Consider the following 16,166-nt stretch of genomic DNA (forward strand, 5'->3'; position numbering starts at 1 on the left):
CGCGCCCGCGAGGCGCGGTGGCGGCCGCCGCGCGGGCGCGGACGCGTGGGACGCGCGGATGGCCGGAAGGCGTCTCCGGGGTCCCTGTACAGGTCGCTACGCGCGTAGATATGCTCATGTGGTGACCATGCCCACCACCCTCCCCGCATTCGCCGACGCGACGGCGTCCGACAGTGCGCTGCGCCGCTTCCTGCACGGGCTGCCCGGCGTCGACCCGGTCGGCCTCGAAGCACGCGCCGCGGCCCTCGGTACCAGGTCGATCAAGACGACGGCCAAGGCGTACGCCATCGACCTCGCGATCTCGATGATCGACCTGACGACGCTCGAAGGCGCGGACACCCCCGGCAAGGTCCGGGCCCTCGCCGCCAAGGCCGTCAACCCCGATCCCACCGACCGCACGACGCCGCGCACCGCCGCGGTCTGCGTCTACCCCGACATGGCGGCCACCGCGGCCGCCGCCCTGGCCGGCTCCGGCGTGAAGGTGGCGTCCGTGGCGACGGCCTTCCCCGCCGGGCGCGCCGCGCTCGACGTGAAGCTCGCGGACGTCCGGGACGCCGTGGCGGCCGGGGCCGACGAGATCGACATGGTGATCGACCGGGGCGCGTTCCTGGCCGGCCGCTATCTGAAGGTGTACGAGGAGATCCTCGCCGTGAAGGCGGAGTGCGGGTCCGCCCGGCTCAAAGTGATCTTCGAGACCGGTGAGCTGTCCACGTACGACAACATCCGGCGGGCCTCCTGGCTCGGGATGCTGGCCGGCGCGGACTTCATCAAGACCTCGACCGGCAAGGTGGCGGTGAACGCCACGCCCGCGAACACCCTGCTGATGCTGGAGGCGGTGCGCGACTTCCGCGCGCAGACCGGCGTCCAGGTCGGCGTGAAGCCGGCCGGCGGCATCCGCACCTCGAAGGACGCGATCAAGTTCCTCGTGCTGGTCAACGAGACGGCGGGCGAGGACTGGCTGGACAACCACTGGTTCCGCTTCGGCGCCTCCAGCCTGCTGAACGACCTGCTGATGCAGCGCCAGAAGCTCAGCACCGGCCGTTACTCCGGCCCCGATTACGTGACGGTGGACTGATACCCATGGCATCCGCATTCGAGTACGCACCGGCGCCGGAGTCCCGTTCCGTCGTCGACATCGCCCCCTCGTACGGCCTGTTCATCGACGGTGAGTTCACCGACGCGGCCGACGGCAAGGTCTTCAAGACGGTCAGCCCGTCCTCCGAGGAGGTGCTGTCCGAGGTCGCCCGGGCCGGGGCCGAGGACGTGGACCGGGCCGTGAAGGCGGCCCGCCGCGCGTTCGAGAAGTGGTCGGCGCTGCCCGGCTCCGAGCGTGCCAAGTACCTGTTCCGGATCGCCCGGATCATCCAGGAGCGCAGCCGCGAGCTGGCCGTCCTGGAGACCCTGGACAACGGCAAGCCGATCAAGGAGACCCGCGACGCGGACCTCCCGCTGGTCGCCGCGCACTTCTTCTACTACGCGGGCTGGGCCGACAAGCTGGACCACGCGGGCTACGGGCCGAATCCGCGCCCGCTGGGCGTGGCCGGACAGGTCATCCCGTGGAACTTCCCGCTGCTGATGCTCGCGTGGAAGATCGCCCCGGCGCTCGCCACGGGCAACACGGTCGTCCTGAAGCCCGCCGAGACGACGCCGCTGTCCGCGCTGTTCTTCGCGGACATCTGCCGCCAGGCCGGCCTGCCGAAGGGTGTCGTGAACATCCTGACCGGGTACGGCGACGCGGGCCAGGCGCTCGTGGAGCACAGGGACGTCGACAAGGTCGCGTTCACCGGCTCGACCGCCGTCGGCAAGGCCATCGCCCGCCAGGTCGCGGGGACGGACAAGAAGGTCACGCTGGAGCTGGGCGGCAAGGGCGCCAACATCGTCTTCGACGACGCCCCCATCGACCAGGCCGTCGAGGGCATCGTCACCGGCATCTTCTTCAACCAGGGCCAGGTCTGCTGCGCGGGCTCCCGCCTCCTGGTCCAGGAGTCGGTCCAGGACGAGCTGCTGGACGCGCTCAAGCGCCGCCTGTCCACGCTGCGTCTGGGCGACCCGCTGGACAAGAACACGGACATCGGCGCGATCAACTCCCCGGAGCAGCTGGCCCGGATCACGGCGCTGGTGGAGACCGGCGAGGCGGAGGGCGCGGAGCGCTGGAGCGCCCCGTGCGAACTCCCGTCGGCCGGTTACTGGTTCGCCCCGACGCTGTTCACCAACGTCACCCAGGCGCACACCATCGCCCGCGACGAGATCTTCGGCCCGGTGCTCTCGGTGCTGTCGTTCCGCACGCCGGACGAGGCGGTGGCCAAGGCGAACAACAGCCAGTACGGCCTGTCGGCCGGCATCTGGACGGAGAAGGGCTCGCGCATCCTGGCGGTCGCGAACAAGCTCCGGGCGGGCGTCGTCTGGGCCAACACGTTCAACAAGTTCGACCCGACCTCGCCGTTCGGCGGTTACAAGGAGTCGGGCTTCGGCCGCGAAGGCGGCCGTCACGGCCTGGAGGCGTACCTCGATGTCCGATAACCGTCTGAGCGTCTTCAAGACCTACAAGCTGTACGTCGGGGGCAAGTTCCCCCGCTCCGAGAGCGGCCGGGTGTACGAGGTGACGGACTCGAAGGGCAAGTGGCTGGCGAACGCGCCGCAGTCCTCCCGCAAGGACGCGCGCGACGCGGTGGTGGCCGCCCGCAAGGCGTTCGGCGGCTGGTCCGGCGCGACCGCGTACAACCGCGGCCAGATCCTCTACCGCGTCGCGGAGATGCTGGAGGGCCGCCGCGAGCAGTTCGTGCGCGAGGTGGCCGACGCGGAGGGCCTGTCGAAGTCCAGGGCGGGGGCCGTCGTGGACGCGGCGGTGGACCGCTGGGTCTGGTACGCGGGCTGGACGGACAAGATCGCCCAGGTCGTCGGCGGCGCGAACCCGGTCGCGGGCCCGTTCTTCAACCTCTCGACGCCCGAACCGACCGGCGTGGTCACGGTCCTGGCGCCGCAGGAGTCCTCGTTCCTCGGCCTGGTCTCGGTGATCGCCCCGGTGATCGCGGCCGGGAACACCGTGGTCGTGGTGGCCTCCGCGAAGGCTCCGCTGCCCGCGCTGTCGCTGGGCGAGGTGCTGGCCACCTCGGACCTGCCGGGCGGTGTGGTCAACGTCCTGTCGGGGAGGACCGCGGAGATCGCGGCGCCGCTCGCCGCCCACCAGGACGTGAACGGGATCGACCTGACGGGGGCGGACGCGGAGCTCGCGAAGGAGCTGGAGATCGCGGCGGCCGACAACCTGAAGCGCGTGTCCCGTCCACAGGGTGGGGAAAGCGACTGGGTGGCCGACCCCGGTACGCACCGCCTGACGGCGTTCCTGGAGACCAAGACGGTCTGGCACCCGACGGGCGCGCTGGGCGCCTCGGGCTCCTCGTACTGACCGCACACGGCGACGGCCCGTTCTCCGGAGGTGCCTCCGGGGAACGGGCCGTCCCGCTGCCCGCGCGGACTCAGCCGCGCAGCCCTTCCACGACCGGGCCCACCACGGGCAGGTCCTTGATGGCGCCGCCGCTCGTCAGCGGGTCGGTGACCAGGGCGGTGGAGAGCGGCTTGAAGTCGGCGACCTGGGTGCCCACCGCGTTGTCCAGCGGGTCGGTGCCGGTGCCGGCCAGCGGGTCGAGCCGCAGGTGGGTGACGGGCGCGACGCCGTGCTCCAGCGACTGTCCGAGCGCCCCGGTGACCGCGCCGCCGGCCGCCTCGGTGGCCTCCGCGAGGCCGACGTCGGCCCCGGTCTCCTGGACGACGGGCAGCGGGGCGGCCTGCGCCGCCGCACCCCCCGCGCCGAGCGCGGCGCCGACCGCGGTGACGGTCAGACCTGCGCGCAGCAGGGTGTGGCGCCGGGACTTGGAAAGTGCGTGACGTGCCATGGATTTCCCACCTGATCGGGACGATCGGACCAACGGTCGTGTAATCGACCGAATGCAAAGAGTAGTTGAGGTGTGATGCGCGATACCAACAGGACCTCCGGGGGGTCCCACGTGCGGGTCAATGCCTCACACTCGTGTCCTGTGAGTTCCCAAGCGCTTTCGACCCGCGTCGTCCTGTTGACGGGCCCCTCCGGCTCCGGCAAGTCGTCCCTCGCCGCCCGCACCGGCCTCCCGGTGCTGCGGCTGGACGACTTCTACAAGGAGGCCGGCGACCCGACCCTGCCGCTGGTCACCGGCAGCACGGACATCGACTGGGACTCCCCGGACTCCTGGGACGCCGACGCGGCGGTCACCGCGATCACGGAGCTCTGCGGGAGCGGACGCACCGACGTCCCGGTGTACGACATCGCCACCAGCTCCCGCACCGGGCAGGAGGTCCTGCACATCGGGCGCACCCCGCTGTTCGTGGCCGAGGGCATATTCGCGGCCGACATCATCGACCGCTGCCAGTCGCTGGGCCTCCTGGCCGACGCGCTCTGCCTGCGCGGCCGTCCCTCCACGACCCTCCGCCGCCGCCTCCTGCGCGACCTGCGCGAGGGCCGCAAGTCGGTGCCGTTCCTGCTGCGGCGCGGATGGCGCCTGATGCGTACCGAACGCCGCATCGTCGCCCGCCACGTGGCGCTGGGCGCGCACGCCTGCGCGAAGCCGGAGGCGCTGGGCCGCCTGGCGGCGGCGGCCGCGGGGCGGTGCCGGTTGCCGGCACATTCAAGCCCCTCCGGCGATTGAGGAGCGGGGGGCCGGGGGCAGAGCCCCCGAAACGCACCGCGGGGCCGGACAGGACCCCCCGGCCCGTCCGACCCCGCAGCTTCCCCGTATCCCCGTTGTCCCCCGAGATACCCCCGTATCCCCCGGGCCCCCGTTCCCCCCAGCCTTCAGGCCACCAGCTCGCCGAAGGACTCCTCCTCGTCACGGCCGAAGCTGAGGACCTCGTCCTCGCGCAGCCGGCGGAGCGACCGCCAGATGCTCGACTTCACCGTGCCGACACTGATGTCGAGGATGGACGCGATCTCGGGGTCCGTACGGCCCTCGTAGTAGCGCAGGACGAGCATCGTGCGCTGCAGCTCGGGAAGGCGCGCCAGCGCCTGCCAGAGAACGGCGCGCAGCTCCGTACCGCGCATCGCGTCCGTGTCGCCCGCCGTCTCCGGCAGCTCCTCGGTCGGGTATTCGTTCAGCTTGCGCCTGCGCCAGGCACTGATGTGCAGATTGGTCATCGTGCGGCGCAGATAACCGCCCACAGCGGCCTTGTCGCTGATGCGGTCCCAGGCCCGGTACGTCGAGAAGAGGGCGCTCTGGAGCAGGTCCTCGGCCTCGAACCGGTCACCGGTCAGGTGGTAGGCGGTGGCGTACAGGGAGGCGCGGCGCTCCCGGACGTAGGCCGTGAACGCCGCTTCGGCGTCCCCGGACCGCTCCGGTGACTTCCGCTCCCCCGAGTCCTCCCCGTACGCGTTTCCCCCGTTGCCCCCCGCGTCAACCACCGTCATGAATGACGTGTGCTGACGCCCGGCGCCTCGAACGCACCCCCGTCCGTTCACTGCGGCGCCGGACTTCTCGGTGTTCCGCCCGACATCGTGGAGACGCGTGACAACTGCGCTTGCGTTGATGCTGTGAGTTGCGTTCATCTCGCGCCCCCCATCGGTGGAGTCCGTCCGTTCCTTGTGCCAACGAGCTTGCCGGGGCAGTTTCATGGCGCTGTCCGCCGACTGTCACAGGGCTGTCACAGGGCCCGGCGGGGTCACGAACCCGTGCTTCCGGATGCATGAGGGACGTATGGGGCACGCATCAGGGGGGACCGACTGTCGAACTGGGGCGCCCCATGGGTCAGAATGACCAAGTGCCTTTCCTGTTGCTGATCGAGGACGACGACGCCATCCGCACGGCCCTCGAACTCTCGCTGTCACGCCAGGGCCACCGTGTGGCCACCGCGGCGACGGGAGAGGACGGCCTCAACCTGCTGCGCGAGCAGCGCCCCGACCTGGTCGTGCTGGATGTGATGCTGCCCGGGATCGACGGTTTCGAGGTGTGCCGGCGCATCCGCCGCACCGACCAGCTGCCGATCATCCTGCTGACCGCCCGCAGCGACGACATCGACGTCGTGGTGGGCCTGGAGTCCGGCGCCGACGACTATGTGGTCAAGCCCGTGCAGGGGCGGGTGCTCGACGCCCGCATCCGCGCGGTGCTGCGCCGCGGCGAACGGGAGTCGACCGACTCCGCGACGTTCGGGAACGTGGTGATCGACCGCTCCGCCATGACCGTCACCAAGAACGGCGAGGATCTGCAGCTCACGCCGACCGAGCTGCGCCTCCTGCTCGAACTGAGCCGCCGCCCCGGCCAGGCCCTGTCCCGGCAGCAGCTCCTGCGCCTGGTCTGGGAGCACGACTACCTGGGCGACTCCCGGCTGGTCGACGCCTGTGTCCAGCGGCTGCGCGCCAAGGTGGAGGACGTCCCGTCCTCACCGACCCTGATCCGTACGGTCCGGGGCGTGGGTTACCGGCTGGACTCGCCGCAGTGAGCACGGCTGTGCGGCGGGGCCTGCGCGCCGGGCTCCGCTGGACCAGCCTGCGACTGCGGCTCGTCATCGTCTTCGGTCTCGTCGCGCTGACCGCCGCCGTGTCGGCCTCTGGCATCGCGTACTGGCTCAACCGCGAGGCCGTGCTGACGCGTACGCAGGACGCGGCGCTCGGGGACTTCCGCCAGGAGATGCAGACCCGGGCGGCGTCGCTGCCGCTGCGCCCCACCAAGGAGGACCTGCAGACGGCCGCCGTGCAGATGGCGAGCAGCAGCCCCGGCTACAGCGTGCTCCTGATCGACGAACGCGACCCGGGCAAGCCCATCGTCGGCAACAGCGACCTGGACACCTTCACCCGCGACAACGTGCCGCTGTCGTTGCAGGAGCAGGTGGATCGCAAGCAGCCGGTCAAGGCGGGCAACAAGTACGAGTACCACCTCTTCTGGCAGCGCACCTCGATACGCGGCACGCCGTATCTCGTCGCGGGCACGAAGATCATCGGTGGCGGGCCGACCGGCTACATGCTGAAGTCGCTCGACCAGGAGCGGCAGGACCTGAGTTCGCTCGCCTGGTCGCTGGGGATCGCCACGGCGCTCGCCCTGGTCGGCTCGGCGCTGCTCGCGCAGGCGGCGGCGACGACCGTGCTGCGGCCGGTGCAGCGGCTCGGGGACGCGGCCCGCAAGCTCGGCGAGGGCAAGCTCGACACCCGGCTCGTGGTGTCCGGCACCGACGAACTCGCCGATCTGTCGCGGACGTTCAACCGGACGGCCAGCTCGCTGGAGAAGAAGGTCGCGGACATGAGCGCCCGCGAGGAGGCCAGCCGCCGCTTCGTCGCCGACATGTCGCACGAGCTGCGTACGCCGCTGACGGCGCTTACCGCGGTCACGGAGGTGCTGGAGGACGAGGCCGACAGCCTCGACCCGATGATCGCGCCCGCGGTGAACCTGGTGGTCAGCGAGACCCGTCGGCTGAACGACCTCGTGGAGAACCTGATGGAGGTGACCCGCTTCGACGCGGGCACCGCCCGCCTCGTCCTGGACGACGTGGACGTCGCCGACCAGGTGACCGCCTGCATCGACGCCCGCGCCTGGCTGGACGCGGTCGAGCTGGACGCCGAGCGCGGCATGATGGTCCGCCTCGACCCGCGCCGGCTCGACGTGATCCTGGCCAACCTGATCGGCAACGCGCTCAAGCACGGCGGTTCGCCGGTACGGGTCTCGGTGCGCATCGAGGGCGAGGAGCTGGTCATCGAGGTCCGGGACCACGGCCCCGGCATCCCCGAGGACGTCCTGCCGCACGTCTTCGACCGGTTCTACAAGGCGAGCGCCTCCAGGCCGCGTTCGGACGGCAGCGGACTCGGGCTCTCCATCGCCATGGAGAACGCGCACATCCACAACGGCGACATCACCGCCCGCAACTCCCCCGACGGCGACGGCGCGATCTTCGTGCTGCGCCTGCCCCGGGACCCCGGGGCGCCGGACCGTCCCGCCGGGGATCAGGACGCACCGATACCGGACCACCAGGAGGACGACGCGACGTGAGGCGCAGCGAACGCCGGGGACACCGAACCGCCGCCGCCCTGGCAGGTGCCGCACTCTGTGCCGTACTGGGGGCGGGCTGCGGCATCCGTACGACCTCGGTGCCGGTGGACGCCGGTGCCGCCCCGTCCCGGGTGCCGTGCGCGATGCCCGCCGAGGACGCCGCGGCCCAGGCCGGGCGAGGCATCCCGGTGCAGGTGTACCTGGTCTGCGCCGCGCAGCTGGTGACGGTGGACCGGACGGTTCGGGTCCAGGGGGCCGAGTCGGACCGCCTGGCGGTCGCCACGGAGCTGCTGGACGAGCTGCGCAGGCAGCCCACGGCCGGCGAACGGCAGGCGGGCTTCTCCACCGACGTGCCCGGGACGCTCCGGGTCTTCGGCCCCCGCTTCGGCGACGCGAAGGACGTGCTGCGGCTCAACGAGCAGCCGGAGGACCTGCCGGCCGAGGCCCTGGCCCAGGTCGTCTGCACCTTCGCGGACAGCGAGGCCCTGACCCCCGACGACACGGTGATGCTGGGCGGCCCCGGCGACTACCCGGCCCGCGGCTACCTCTGCACGGCGGAGACGAAGGCGAGCCCGACGGCGGTGCCGAGCACGGTGGGAGTGCCGTAGAGGGCTCGCGCCTTTCGTGAGGCAGGTCTCCCCAGGTCCGGCGGAACCGTTCCCGCCGCCGCCCGCGTCTAGGGCATCGTGCGTCAAGGTACGGACGGCCGGGCCGTCATCCGCTTCCGCGCGGTCGGGGTGTCGCTGCTCCTCGCGCATCTGCTGCTCGTCGGGTGGCTCACCCTGCGTCCGCTGGACGTGCCGTGGATGACCGCCGCCAACCTCTCACCGTTCGCCGGCATCAGGGCCGATCTGTCGCTGGGCCCCGCCGCCGCCTTCCGCCGGATCGGCGGCGGGCTGCTGCTCCTGGCGCCCCTGGGTGTGCTGCTCCCGATGGCCGGGGGGCGGCTGTACGTGCACCCGTGGCTCTCGCTGGCCCGTACGGTCGCCGCCGGCTTCCTGATCTCGCTCGCCATCGAGCTGGGGCAGACCGGGGTGCCCGGCCAGGTGGTGGACGTGGACTCGCTGTTCCTGAACACGGCGGGCGTCGCCCTCGCCCACGTCCTGGTGGTGCCCGCGTGCCGGGCGCGCCTGCGGCGGCGCGGCGGAGCGGCGGGGACGCGGGTGGTGGCGCGGAGGGGGCACGAGGTCCCTCAGGGTTCGATCCCTCAGGGTTCGACCCCGACGATTTCCGGGGTCGGGATGGCCCCGTAGAGCGATGCTTCGTCCGTTTCGTCGCGGGACGATGGACGCATCGGGAGCACAACGGACTGCTCCCCGCAACGGTTCGCGAAGGAGCCCACCATGGCCGCACTTGCCCGCCCCCGTGACGGACGCATGCTCGGCGGAGTGTGCGCAGCGCTGGCGCGGCGTTTCGGCACGTCGGCGAGGACCATGCGCATCATCTTCCTGGTCTCGTGCCTGCTGCCGGGCCCGCAGTTCCTGCTCTACCTGGCGCTGTGGCTGCTGCTGCCCCAGGAGGGGCCGTCGTCCTCGGCCGCCTGGTAGTCGTTCCCGCACACATGCCGGTGGGCGGGCACCCGTTCGGGGTGCCCGCCCACCGGCGTGTTCCGGCTTCGGCTCAGCCGCCGAGCGGCAGACCGTTGGCGGACAGGCCGCTGGTGCTCAGACCGCCGGCCGGCATGCCGCCGAGGAGGCCCTTGACGGGGGTGGTGGCGTCGCCGACGAGCTTGGTCTGGCTGGTGCCGAGGAGCTGGTCGGCGGTGTCCTTGACCGGCAGCGTCGAGGTGGCGTCGGCCACGGCACCGGCGACGGGCAGGACGCTGGTCGCGGTCTCCAGCGGCAGCGCGGAGGCGGACGCGGTGCCGGCGGCGGCAGCGGCGAAAGCGGCGCCGAGAACGGCGACACCGAGAGTCCTGGCGGCAGACTGCTTCATATGACATTCATCCTTGGGGAAGGGGATGTGAGCGGCTATGCAACGTAGTCAGCCGCGCCCCGGCCCCGCAAACACCCGACACGAAGGAAAACGGCCGGGAAATCCTTTCCCCGGCCGTTTTCCGTACGCCTCCGTCAGCCCGCGAGCGAGGAGGACACGCTGGTCGCAGCGGTCTGCTCGAAAAGCCATTCGGACTTGAGCTCGGCGTAGCCGGGCTTGATGACGTCATTGATCATCGCCAGACGTTCATCGAAAGGAATGAACGCCGACTTCATTCCATTGACGGTGAACCACTGCATGTCGTCGAGCGTGTATCCGAAGGCCTCGGTCAGCTTCTCGAATTCCTGACTCATGGTCGTGCCGCTCATCAGCCGGTTGTCGGTGTTGACGGTGGCCCGGAAGTGCAGCTTGCGGAGCAGCCCGATGGGGTGCTCCGCGTACGAGGACGCGGCCCCGGTCTGGAGGTTGGACGTCGGGCACATCTCCAGCGGGATGCGCTTGTCCCGTACGTACGAGGCGAGCCGGCCCAGCTTCACGGAGCCGTCCTCGGCGACCTCGATGTCGTCGATGATGCGGACCCCGTGCCCGAGCCGGTCGGCGCCGCACCACTGGATGGCCTGCCAGATCGACGGCAGCCCGAACGCCTCGCCCGCGTGGATCGTGAAGTGGTTGTTCTCGCGCTTGAGGTACTCGAAGGCGTCCAGGTGCCGGGTGGGCGGGAATCCCGCCTCGGCGCCCGCGATGTCGAAGCCGACGACGCCCTGGTCCCGGTAGCGGTTGGCCAGTTCGGCGATCTCCAGGGAGCGCGCGGCGTGCCGCATGGCGGTGAGCAGGGCGCCGACGCGGATGCGGTTGCCGTCCTGCCGGGCCCGCCGCTCGCCCTCGCGGAACCCCTCGTTGACGGCCTCGACCACCTCTTCGAGGGTCAGCCCGGCCTCCAGGTGCTGCTCGGGGGCGTACCGCACCTCGGCGTAGACGACCCCGTCGGCGGCCAGGTCCTCGGCGCACTCGGCCGCGACCCGGACCAGCGCGTCACGGGTCTGCATGACCGCGCAGGTGTGGGCGAACGTCTCCAGATACCGCTCCAGCGAACCGGAGTCGGCCGCCTCCCGGAACCAGATGCCGAGTTTGTCGGGCTCGTTCTCGGGAAGCGCGTCGTAACCGATCGCCGCCGCGAGGTCGACGATCGTTCCGGGGCGCAGACCGCCGTCGAGGTGGTCGTGCAGAAGGACCTTGGGGGCACGCCGGATCTGGTCCGGGCCGGGCACGTGGAGGGTCGGGCTCATCATCCAGGCACTGTAGCGCCTACGCGCGTAGAGCGGGCTGGTCGTTGCATAACGGTACGGTCGAACCTTCCCGCGCCCCGCTGCGTAACAGACCCCGCGAACAGGGGTGGCGGACGCGCGCTCGTCTGACACTGTTACGCCATGGCACAGCGCGCACTCCCCCAGCCCGCGGCACGGCTGGGACGGGCCGTCGGAGCGGCGGCCGGAACGGCAACGGTCGGCGGCGTGGTCCTGCTGCTCCCGGACGGCGAACCCCACTCGCACCGCCGCCCCTCCGCCCTCTCCCACGCCCGCCTGCTCCCGCTGGCCCGCGCCCTGGCCCACGCGGGCCGCGCCGACGGCCTCACCGCCCATGTGGTGCGCTACCGCTGCCGCGGCTGGAACGAGGACGACGCCCATCTCGCGGCGGACGCGGAGTGGGCGGTGGACGAGGCCGTACGCCGCTACGGCGACGTCCCCCTCTGCCTGGCCGGCCACGGCATGGGCGCCCGAGCGGCCCTCCGCGCGGGCGGCCACCCGGCGGTCGGCGCGGTCCTGGCCATGGCCCCCTGGCTCCCCGGCGACCCGTCCGCCGCCCCCGAACCGGTCAAACACCTGGTCGGCCGCCCGGTCCTGCTGGTCCACGGCACCAACGACACGCGCTGCGCCCCGGAGTTGTCCTTCCGCCTGGCCGAACGCGCCAAGAAGGCCAACCGCGACACCTGCCGCTTCGAGGTCCACTCGGACGGCCACGGGCTGCGCCAACACCGCTCCGAAGTCGCGGCCCTGGCCGCCGACTTCGTACGCGGCACGCTGTTCGGCCACGCGTACGCCCGCCCGGTGACGGACGCGCTGGCGGCTCCGCCGCCGCTGGGGCTGCGGATGCCGCTGGCGGTGGGGTTCGGGGAGTCGTTGGGGGTCAGCTGAGGATCCGGTCGTTGTCGGTGTCCCGCGGTGTGCCCAGGTGCTTTTCCGTAATGGCGTAGACGGTGGCGAGGGTGTCGGGGGCGATGTGGGACAGGGCCGGGATGGCGTGATGCCAGCCAGGTGTCGCCAGGGCGTGTTGCAGGGACCTCGCGGCGGGCCGCACGGCGGCCGGTGCGGCCCGCGTCGTGTGGAGCGCCAGGCACTGAACGGTGTGCGTGAAGGCGTCCGTGCCGACCGGGTCCGGGACGGGGCAGGGACGGCACGGCACACGGGCGAGGTGCACGGCCACCGCGGTCAGCGCCACGGCTCTGTGGCGGGGTGCGGCGGAAGACATCGCCACGCGGTGCGCGGCGGCGTGGTCGCCCAGGGCCGCGTGCAGCACGGCCAGCGCGGCGGTGGGGGAATGCTCGGCCCCGCGATGGGCCGCGTCCCGGGTCAGCCAGTCCAGCTGTTGGGCGGGCTCTTTCCCGTCACCGATGAGAAGGAACGCCTGCACGAGGAGGTCTTCGGGGCGCCAGGCATGCGGGTTGCTCCGCGTCGCCTGCTCCTGCGCGGCTGCCATGACCTCGTGGAACAGCTGCTGTTGGTGGGGCGGCAGGTCTGCAACGGCTGGGAGGAGTTCTGCCAGCAAGGGCAACAGCCCGTGGCTTCGCATCGCCCCCGGGGCTGCTCGTAGACGTTCCAGCAACGGACGGACCAGTTCGTACGCCGCTTCGGGGTCGTGTGACGCGAGCTCGGCCGCGACGGCGACGCGCGCTGCCCGGTCCGCCGTTCGCCAGGCGGCCCGCCCGCCGGGGCGCTGCGGCGGCCGGTGCCGCTCGACGTGGTCGACGGCGGACGTCACCTCTCCTACGCGGGCCAGAGCCTGCGCAACATACGCCCAGCCCCTGCCGGCAGCCCCACGGGCCGCTTCCCGCGCGTGGTGGCGTGCCTCGGCCTGTCGGTCGCAGTCCGCATGGGCCAGGGCCATGGCGGCGTGTACGCGTACCCGCTCGTCCGGGTGCCGCGCGAGGCCGGGCAGCACCTCGGGATCGACGGCTGCGCCGGTACGGACGAGCGCGCCCGCGAGGTCCGGCAGCCAGACGGGTCCCCGGCCGCCGCGTCCGGCCGGGGGGAGGAGGGCCAGCGCCTGTTGCAGATGGTGCTCCGCGTCGTCCACGGCGCCGCGTCCGGCGAGGTGGACGGCCTGCTCGGCAAGCGCGGTGGCTTCGGTGAACGCGTGATCCTCGGCGACGGGCTCTTCCGGGGCGTGTGCGGGCTCCGGGGGCACGGCGCGCCGTCCGAGCTCCAGGATGCGGGTGGCTTCCTCCGGTGGTGCCCCCACGTCGGTGAGGGCCCGGGCGAGCACGGCGAGCGTGTGCGGGAAGCCGAATTCCAGGTGGAAGGCGTCCGCCGGCGAGCGCTCCCCGGCGTCGACGTGCAGGACGCGTTCGAGGTGGTGGCAGGCGGCGGCCGCGAGTTGCCCGGCCTGCGCCGGACGGGTGGGTGCCACGAAGGAGGCGGTTGCGGCGAGCGTGGCCACGGCCTCCAGTGAGGGGGCCTCCTGCCACGCCCTCGTCACGTGCTCCAGGGCGAGGTCGTGCAGACGGCCGGCGCGGTCCGAGTCCGCGGCCGCCACCGTCTGCCAGAGCTGCACCGCGACGGCCACGCCTTTGCCGTCCATGGGATCGGCCTGCTGTTCCAGTTCGTCCAGGAGTCGGGCCGCGTCCTGTGGATGGTCCGGTGCCAGCAAGGCGGCGGCCGATGCCCAGGTCTCGCTGCGGGCCGACCCGGTGCCCCGGGTGGAACGGAGCAGCGCGAGGCCATCCGCGTACTGCTCCTGGCGACTGCGGCCCTCTGCCGTCGTGAGCAGGGCGAGAGCTGCCCGCGCGGCCGCGCCCTCGGCCTCGTCGGTGACGTAACCGGCCCCCTCCGCCTCCCGCAACGCCGTGCGCGCCCACCGCTCTGCCTCCCGGGCGGTGACGGCGGCCTCCTGCTCGTCCATCGCCCACACCATCTCCGCCAGGTCGGCGAGCCGCAGCGCCTTGTCCACGGCGCTCCCCGACGCGATCGCCAGCGCTCGTGCCCGCCCCGGGTCCCCGAGCCGGGCAACGGCCTGTGCGACGGCCCCGGGGACCGGCCGCGCCCGGCCCAGCAGCATGTCCCGGGAAACGGCGGCCGCGACGGCCGGCCCCAGTGCCGCGTGCTTCCCGCGACGGGCGGCGACCAGACCCAGATGGGCGAGGGCGACGTCGGCGCCGGAGCGGTCGGCGAGGCGCAGTTGGTAGCACGGATCGAGAACGAGGGCGTCGAGACGCTCGGTGTCCGCGGAGTCCTGGAGGAGGCGGATGTAGCCGGTCAGAAGATAGTTGGGCGTGTTTTCGGGCCAGCCCTGGTCCTGGTACGCCTGCGCCCAGCGGTGCAGGTCGTCCCTCCGTTCGGCGAGGTCGGGCTCCCCCAGCTCCTGGCACACCGTCCTGAGGATCGCGTCGTGGGCCAGCACGAACGCCTGGCGGTCCTCTTCTGCCTCCGCTCCGGTCCGTCCGTTCAGGGCGAGGCGATCGACGCGCGTGGGCGCGAGTGAACGGCTGACCACGGTGCCGAGCCGGAGCCGCACCTCGCGCGGCCGGACGCGGAGGATCTTCGCCAGATCCGCTCGCGTGAGGGCTCCTCGCGCGGTGGCGAGCAGCCCCAACACCTGTTGGCCGATGCGGGGGTCGCCCAGGAGCTCGTCCAGCTCCACCAGAGCCATGTCCCGGATGGCCCGTGCGGCCGGAGAGGAGGTGAGCTGCCGGACGATACCGGGATCCCGCAGGGGGTGATCCCCCGCCAGTTTCAGCGGGGCCGAGGGGTGAGCACGGCCGCTGACAATGACGCGCATGCCGTGCGGCGGGGCTTTGGGGAGCAGCCCGGCGATGCCCATGCCGTCCCGATCCACGTCGGCGTCCTCGTCAAGCCCGTCAACGACCAGTACGAGCCGACGATTGCGCTGCTCGCAGGCTTGAGCGGCCGCCGCGTACGCCACGGAGAAGTCCTTGAGGGCGGCAGCAGGCAGACGTCGCATGCCCGACGCGGCAGCCAGTTGCTGCCCGACCACGCGCGTGAAGTCCTCGCATCGATCCGTGCCCAGGCGCCCCGAGATGAAGTGGTGGGCGATGTCGATCCCGGGCAGCCGGTAGCGGTCGGCGAACCAGGCCAGCAGCGCAGTCTTCCCCGCCCAAGGGCCCGCCTGATACCACCGGTAATCCGGCCCGTCCTGACCCGCCGTCACGAATGCGACCAGCTCGTCGAGCTCGTCCTCCCGGCCCGCGAACTCACGTGGCAGTACGTCCAAGAGGGCCGGGGATGGCCCGGCCAGCAGACGCCCTGGGGACGTTCCGTGCACCCGGGGGCCGGAAGGGCTCTGCTTCCTTTGGCGGACCGTGTTGGCAGCCAAAAAGCGGGCCTGCCACGTGGCCTTGGTCCGGCCGACATAGGTACGCGACCGGCTCTTCGCACACTTCTCCAACGTGGGGATCAGCTGACCCAATACATAAGGCATGTTCTCTTCACGAGGGAGCGTTTCACCCCGCAGCCACGTACTCAGGCTTGAGACCCTGACCGTGCACCCCTCAAGGGCGGCCAGTTCGTGAAGCCCCGGCCCCTTGGACCGGCCGCCCGCTGCCTCATCCAGCCTCCTGAGGTCGTCGCGGAAATCAGGCGCTGCGGGTGAGTGCTCTGGAATGTTTTTCATCCGTCCCTGACCTGCATGTTTCGGGCGTGTACGGGTCCCGAACGTTTCTGGAATCCGGACGCACGGTGGATACCTGAGGCACGCCGCCCGGCGGAGTAGCCACGGGCGACACCCCTGAGGAGATCCGCATGTCCGGCCTGCCGCCCGTCCTCGAGTCCGTCCTGCAAGGGGCCGCCGCCACCGGCCTCGCCTACGTCGGGGCCGTCGTCACCGTCGCCACCTCCTCCGTGCTGTTCCGCAGCCCGGAGCGCCGGCGCGACGCGCGGGCGACCCTGACGATCCTGTTGCGACGCGGCGGTGGGAAGCGGTGATGTCCGCGGGGCTGGTCGC

At 71.9% G+C, this 16,166-nt stretch carries 16 protein-coding genes; 11 read left to right on the plus strand and 5 right to left on the minus strand.

What is annotated here, in order from left to right; genetic code table 11:
* Window positions 1-127 precede the first annotated feature (127 nt).
* From deoC to AB0L33_RS06485, 3 genes are read left to right on the plus strand one after another with little or no spacing between them, the layout of a single operon-like run.
* Window positions 128-1,075 (plus strand): deoxyribose-phosphate aldolase, encoded by a 948-nt coding sequence (gene deoC, locus AB0L33_RS06475; RefSeq protein WP_365678667.1) that lies wholly within the window; start codon window positions 128-130, stop codon window positions 1,073-1,075.
* A gap of 5 nt (window positions 1,076-1,080) precedes the next feature.
* Entirely contained in the window at window positions 1,081-2,520 is a 1,440-nt protein-coding gene (locus AB0L33_RS06480; protein WP_365678269.1) for an aldehyde dehydrogenase family protein, read from the plus strand.
* Window positions 2,510-3,403: an aldehyde dehydrogenase family protein gene (locus AB0L33_RS06485; protein ID WP_365678271.1), complete on the plus strand. Its 894-nt coding sequence runs from the start codon at window positions 2,510-2,512 to the stop codon at window positions 3,401-3,403. Before AB0L33_RS06480 ends, AB0L33_RS06485 begins: the two co-directional genes overlap by 11 nt.
* 70 nt (window positions 3,404-3,473) lie before the next feature.
* Here AB0L33_RS06485 and AB0L33_RS06490 read toward each other — a convergent pair whose 3' ends face one another.
* Entirely contained in the window at window positions 3,474-3,890 is a 417-nt protein-coding gene (locus AB0L33_RS06490) for a hypothetical protein (protein WP_365678273.1), read from the minus strand.
* Window positions 3,891-4,067: 177 nt separating this feature from the next.
* Between AB0L33_RS06490 and AB0L33_RS06495 the strand changes: the two genes are divergently transcribed.
* The gene (locus tag AB0L33_RS06495; RefSeq protein WP_365678669.1) at window positions 4,068-4,676 is read left to right on the plus strand and encodes an ATP-binding protein; all 609 of its coding nucleotides are present in this window, start codon (window positions 4,068-4,070) and stop codon (window positions 4,674-4,676) included.
* A 146-nt stretch (window positions 4,677-4,822) separates the two neighbouring features.
* Here the strand turns inward: AB0L33_RS06495 and AB0L33_RS06500 are convergent, their stop codons facing one another.
* A complete protein-coding gene (locus AB0L33_RS06500) occupies window positions 4,823-5,569 on the minus strand; it encodes a SigE family RNA polymerase sigma factor (RefSeq protein WP_365678275.1) in 747 nt (248 codons plus the stop codon).
* 212 nt (window positions 5,570-5,781) lie between these two features.
* Here AB0L33_RS06500 and afsQ1 point away from each other — a divergent pair, with 212 nt between their 5' ends.
* From afsQ1 to AB0L33_RS06525, 5 genes are all read left to right on the plus strand, one after another.
* A complete protein-coding gene (gene afsQ1, locus AB0L33_RS06505) occupies window positions 5,782-6,459 on the plus strand; it encodes a two-component system response regulator AfsQ1 (protein ID WP_026171255.1) in 678 nt (225 codons plus the stop codon).
* A complete protein-coding gene (locus AB0L33_RS06510; RefSeq protein WP_365678278.1) occupies window positions 6,456-7,997 on the plus strand; it encodes a HAMP domain-containing sensor histidine kinase in 1,542 nt (513 codons plus the stop codon). Before afsQ1 ends, AB0L33_RS06510 begins: the two co-directional genes overlap by 4 nt.
* Window positions 7,994-8,605 carry a hypothetical protein gene (locus AB0L33_RS06515; RefSeq protein WP_365678280.1) on the plus strand — a complete coding sequence of 204 codons (612 nt, stop codon included), beginning with the start codon at window positions 7,994-7,996 and terminating at the stop codon, window positions 8,603-8,605. The genes AB0L33_RS06510 and AB0L33_RS06515 overlap by 4 nt, the downstream gene beginning before the upstream one ends.
* A gap of 78 nt (window positions 8,606-8,683) precedes the next feature.
* The gene (locus AB0L33_RS06520) at window positions 8,684-9,250 is read left to right on the plus strand and encodes a VanZ family protein (RefSeq protein WP_365678282.1); all 567 of its coding nucleotides are present in this window, start codon (window positions 8,684-8,686) and stop codon (window positions 9,248-9,250) included.
* A 90-nt stretch (window positions 9,251-9,340) separates the two neighbouring features.
* Entirely contained in the window at window positions 9,341-9,544 is a 204-nt protein-coding gene (locus tag AB0L33_RS06525) for a PspC domain-containing protein (protein WP_365678284.1), read from the plus strand.
* 73 nt (window positions 9,545-9,617) lie between these two features.
* On the opposite strand, the gene AB0L33_RS06530 is transcribed toward AB0L33_RS06525, so the two are convergent.
* Together AB0L33_RS06530 and AB0L33_RS06535 are read right to left on the minus strand one after the other, a co-directional pair.
* The gene (locus AB0L33_RS06530; RefSeq protein WP_365678286.1) at window positions 9,618-9,932 is read right to left on the minus strand and encodes a hypothetical protein; all 315 of its coding nucleotides are present in this window, start codon (window positions 9,930-9,932) and stop codon (window positions 9,618-9,620) included.
* A 134-nt stretch (window positions 9,933-10,066) separates the two neighbouring features.
* The gene (locus AB0L33_RS06535; RefSeq protein WP_365678288.1) at window positions 10,067-11,221 is read right to left on the minus strand and encodes an adenosine deaminase; all 1,155 of its coding nucleotides are present in this window, start codon (window positions 11,219-11,221) and stop codon (window positions 10,067-10,069) included.
* A gap of 222 nt (window positions 11,222-11,443) precedes the next feature.
* On the opposite strand from AB0L33_RS06535, the gene AB0L33_RS06540 reads away from it, so the two are divergent.
* Window positions 11,444-12,124, plus strand: coding sequence for a prolyl oligopeptidase family serine peptidase (locus AB0L33_RS06540; protein ID WP_365678671.1), 681 nt, complete (start codon window positions 11,444-11,446; stop codon window positions 12,122-12,124).
* On the opposite strand, the gene AB0L33_RS06545 is transcribed toward AB0L33_RS06540, so the two are convergent.
* Entirely contained in the window at window positions 12,117-15,437 is a 3,321-nt protein-coding gene (locus AB0L33_RS06545) for a hypothetical protein (protein ID WP_365678290.1), read from the minus strand. The genes AB0L33_RS06540 and AB0L33_RS06545 overlap by 8 nt on opposite strands.
* Before the next feature lie 527 nt (window positions 15,438-15,964).
* On the opposite strand from AB0L33_RS06545, the gene AB0L33_RS06550 reads away from it, so the two are divergent.
* The gene (locus AB0L33_RS06550) at window positions 15,965-16,147 is read left to right on the plus strand and encodes a hypothetical protein (protein ID WP_073862727.1); all 183 of its coding nucleotides are present in this window, start codon (window positions 15,965-15,967) and stop codon (window positions 16,145-16,147) included.
* Window positions 16,148-16,166: the final 19 nt, after the last annotated feature.

This window comes from Streptomyces sp. NPDC052299, assembly GCF_040679335.1.
In the GTDB taxonomy this organism is placed as follows: domain Bacteria; phylum Actinomycetota; class Actinomycetes; order Streptomycetales; family Streptomycetaceae; genus Streptomyces.

Coding starts and splice junctions, on each gene's coding strand:
- deoC (WP_365678667.1), top strand. CDS start 128: ATGCCCACCACCCTCCCCGCATTCGCCGACGCGACGGCGTCCGACAGT.
- AB0L33_RS06490 (WP_365678273.1), bottom strand. CDS start 3,890: ATGGCACGTCACGCACTTTCCAAGTCCCGGCGCCACACCCTGCTGCGC.
- AB0L33_RS06550 (WP_073862727.1), top strand. CDS start 15,965: ATGTCCGGCCTGCCGCCCGTCCTCGAGTCCGTCCTGCAAGGGGCCGCC.
- AB0L33_RS06525 (WP_365678284.1), top strand. CDS start 9,341: ATGGCCGCACTTGCCCGCCCCCGTGACGGACGCATGCTCGGCGGAGTG.
- AB0L33_RS06480 (WP_365678269.1), top strand. CDS start 1,081: ATGGCATCCGCATTCGAGTACGCACCGGCGCCGGAGTCCCGTTCCGTC.
- AB0L33_RS06530 (WP_365678286.1), bottom strand. CDS start 9,932: ATGAAGCAGTCTGCCGCCAGGACTCTCGGTGTCGCCGTTCTCGGCGCC.
- AB0L33_RS06500 (WP_365678275.1), bottom strand. CDS start 5,569: ATGAACGCAACTCACAGCATCAACGCAAGCGCAGTTGTCACGCGTCTC.
- AB0L33_RS06535 (WP_365678288.1), bottom strand. CDS start 11,221: ATGATGAGCCCGACCCTCCACGTGCCCGGCCCGGACCAGATCCGGCGT.
- AB0L33_RS06485 (WP_365678271.1), top strand. CDS start 2,510: ATGTCCGATAACCGTCTGAGCGTCTTCAAGACCTACAAGCTGTACGTC.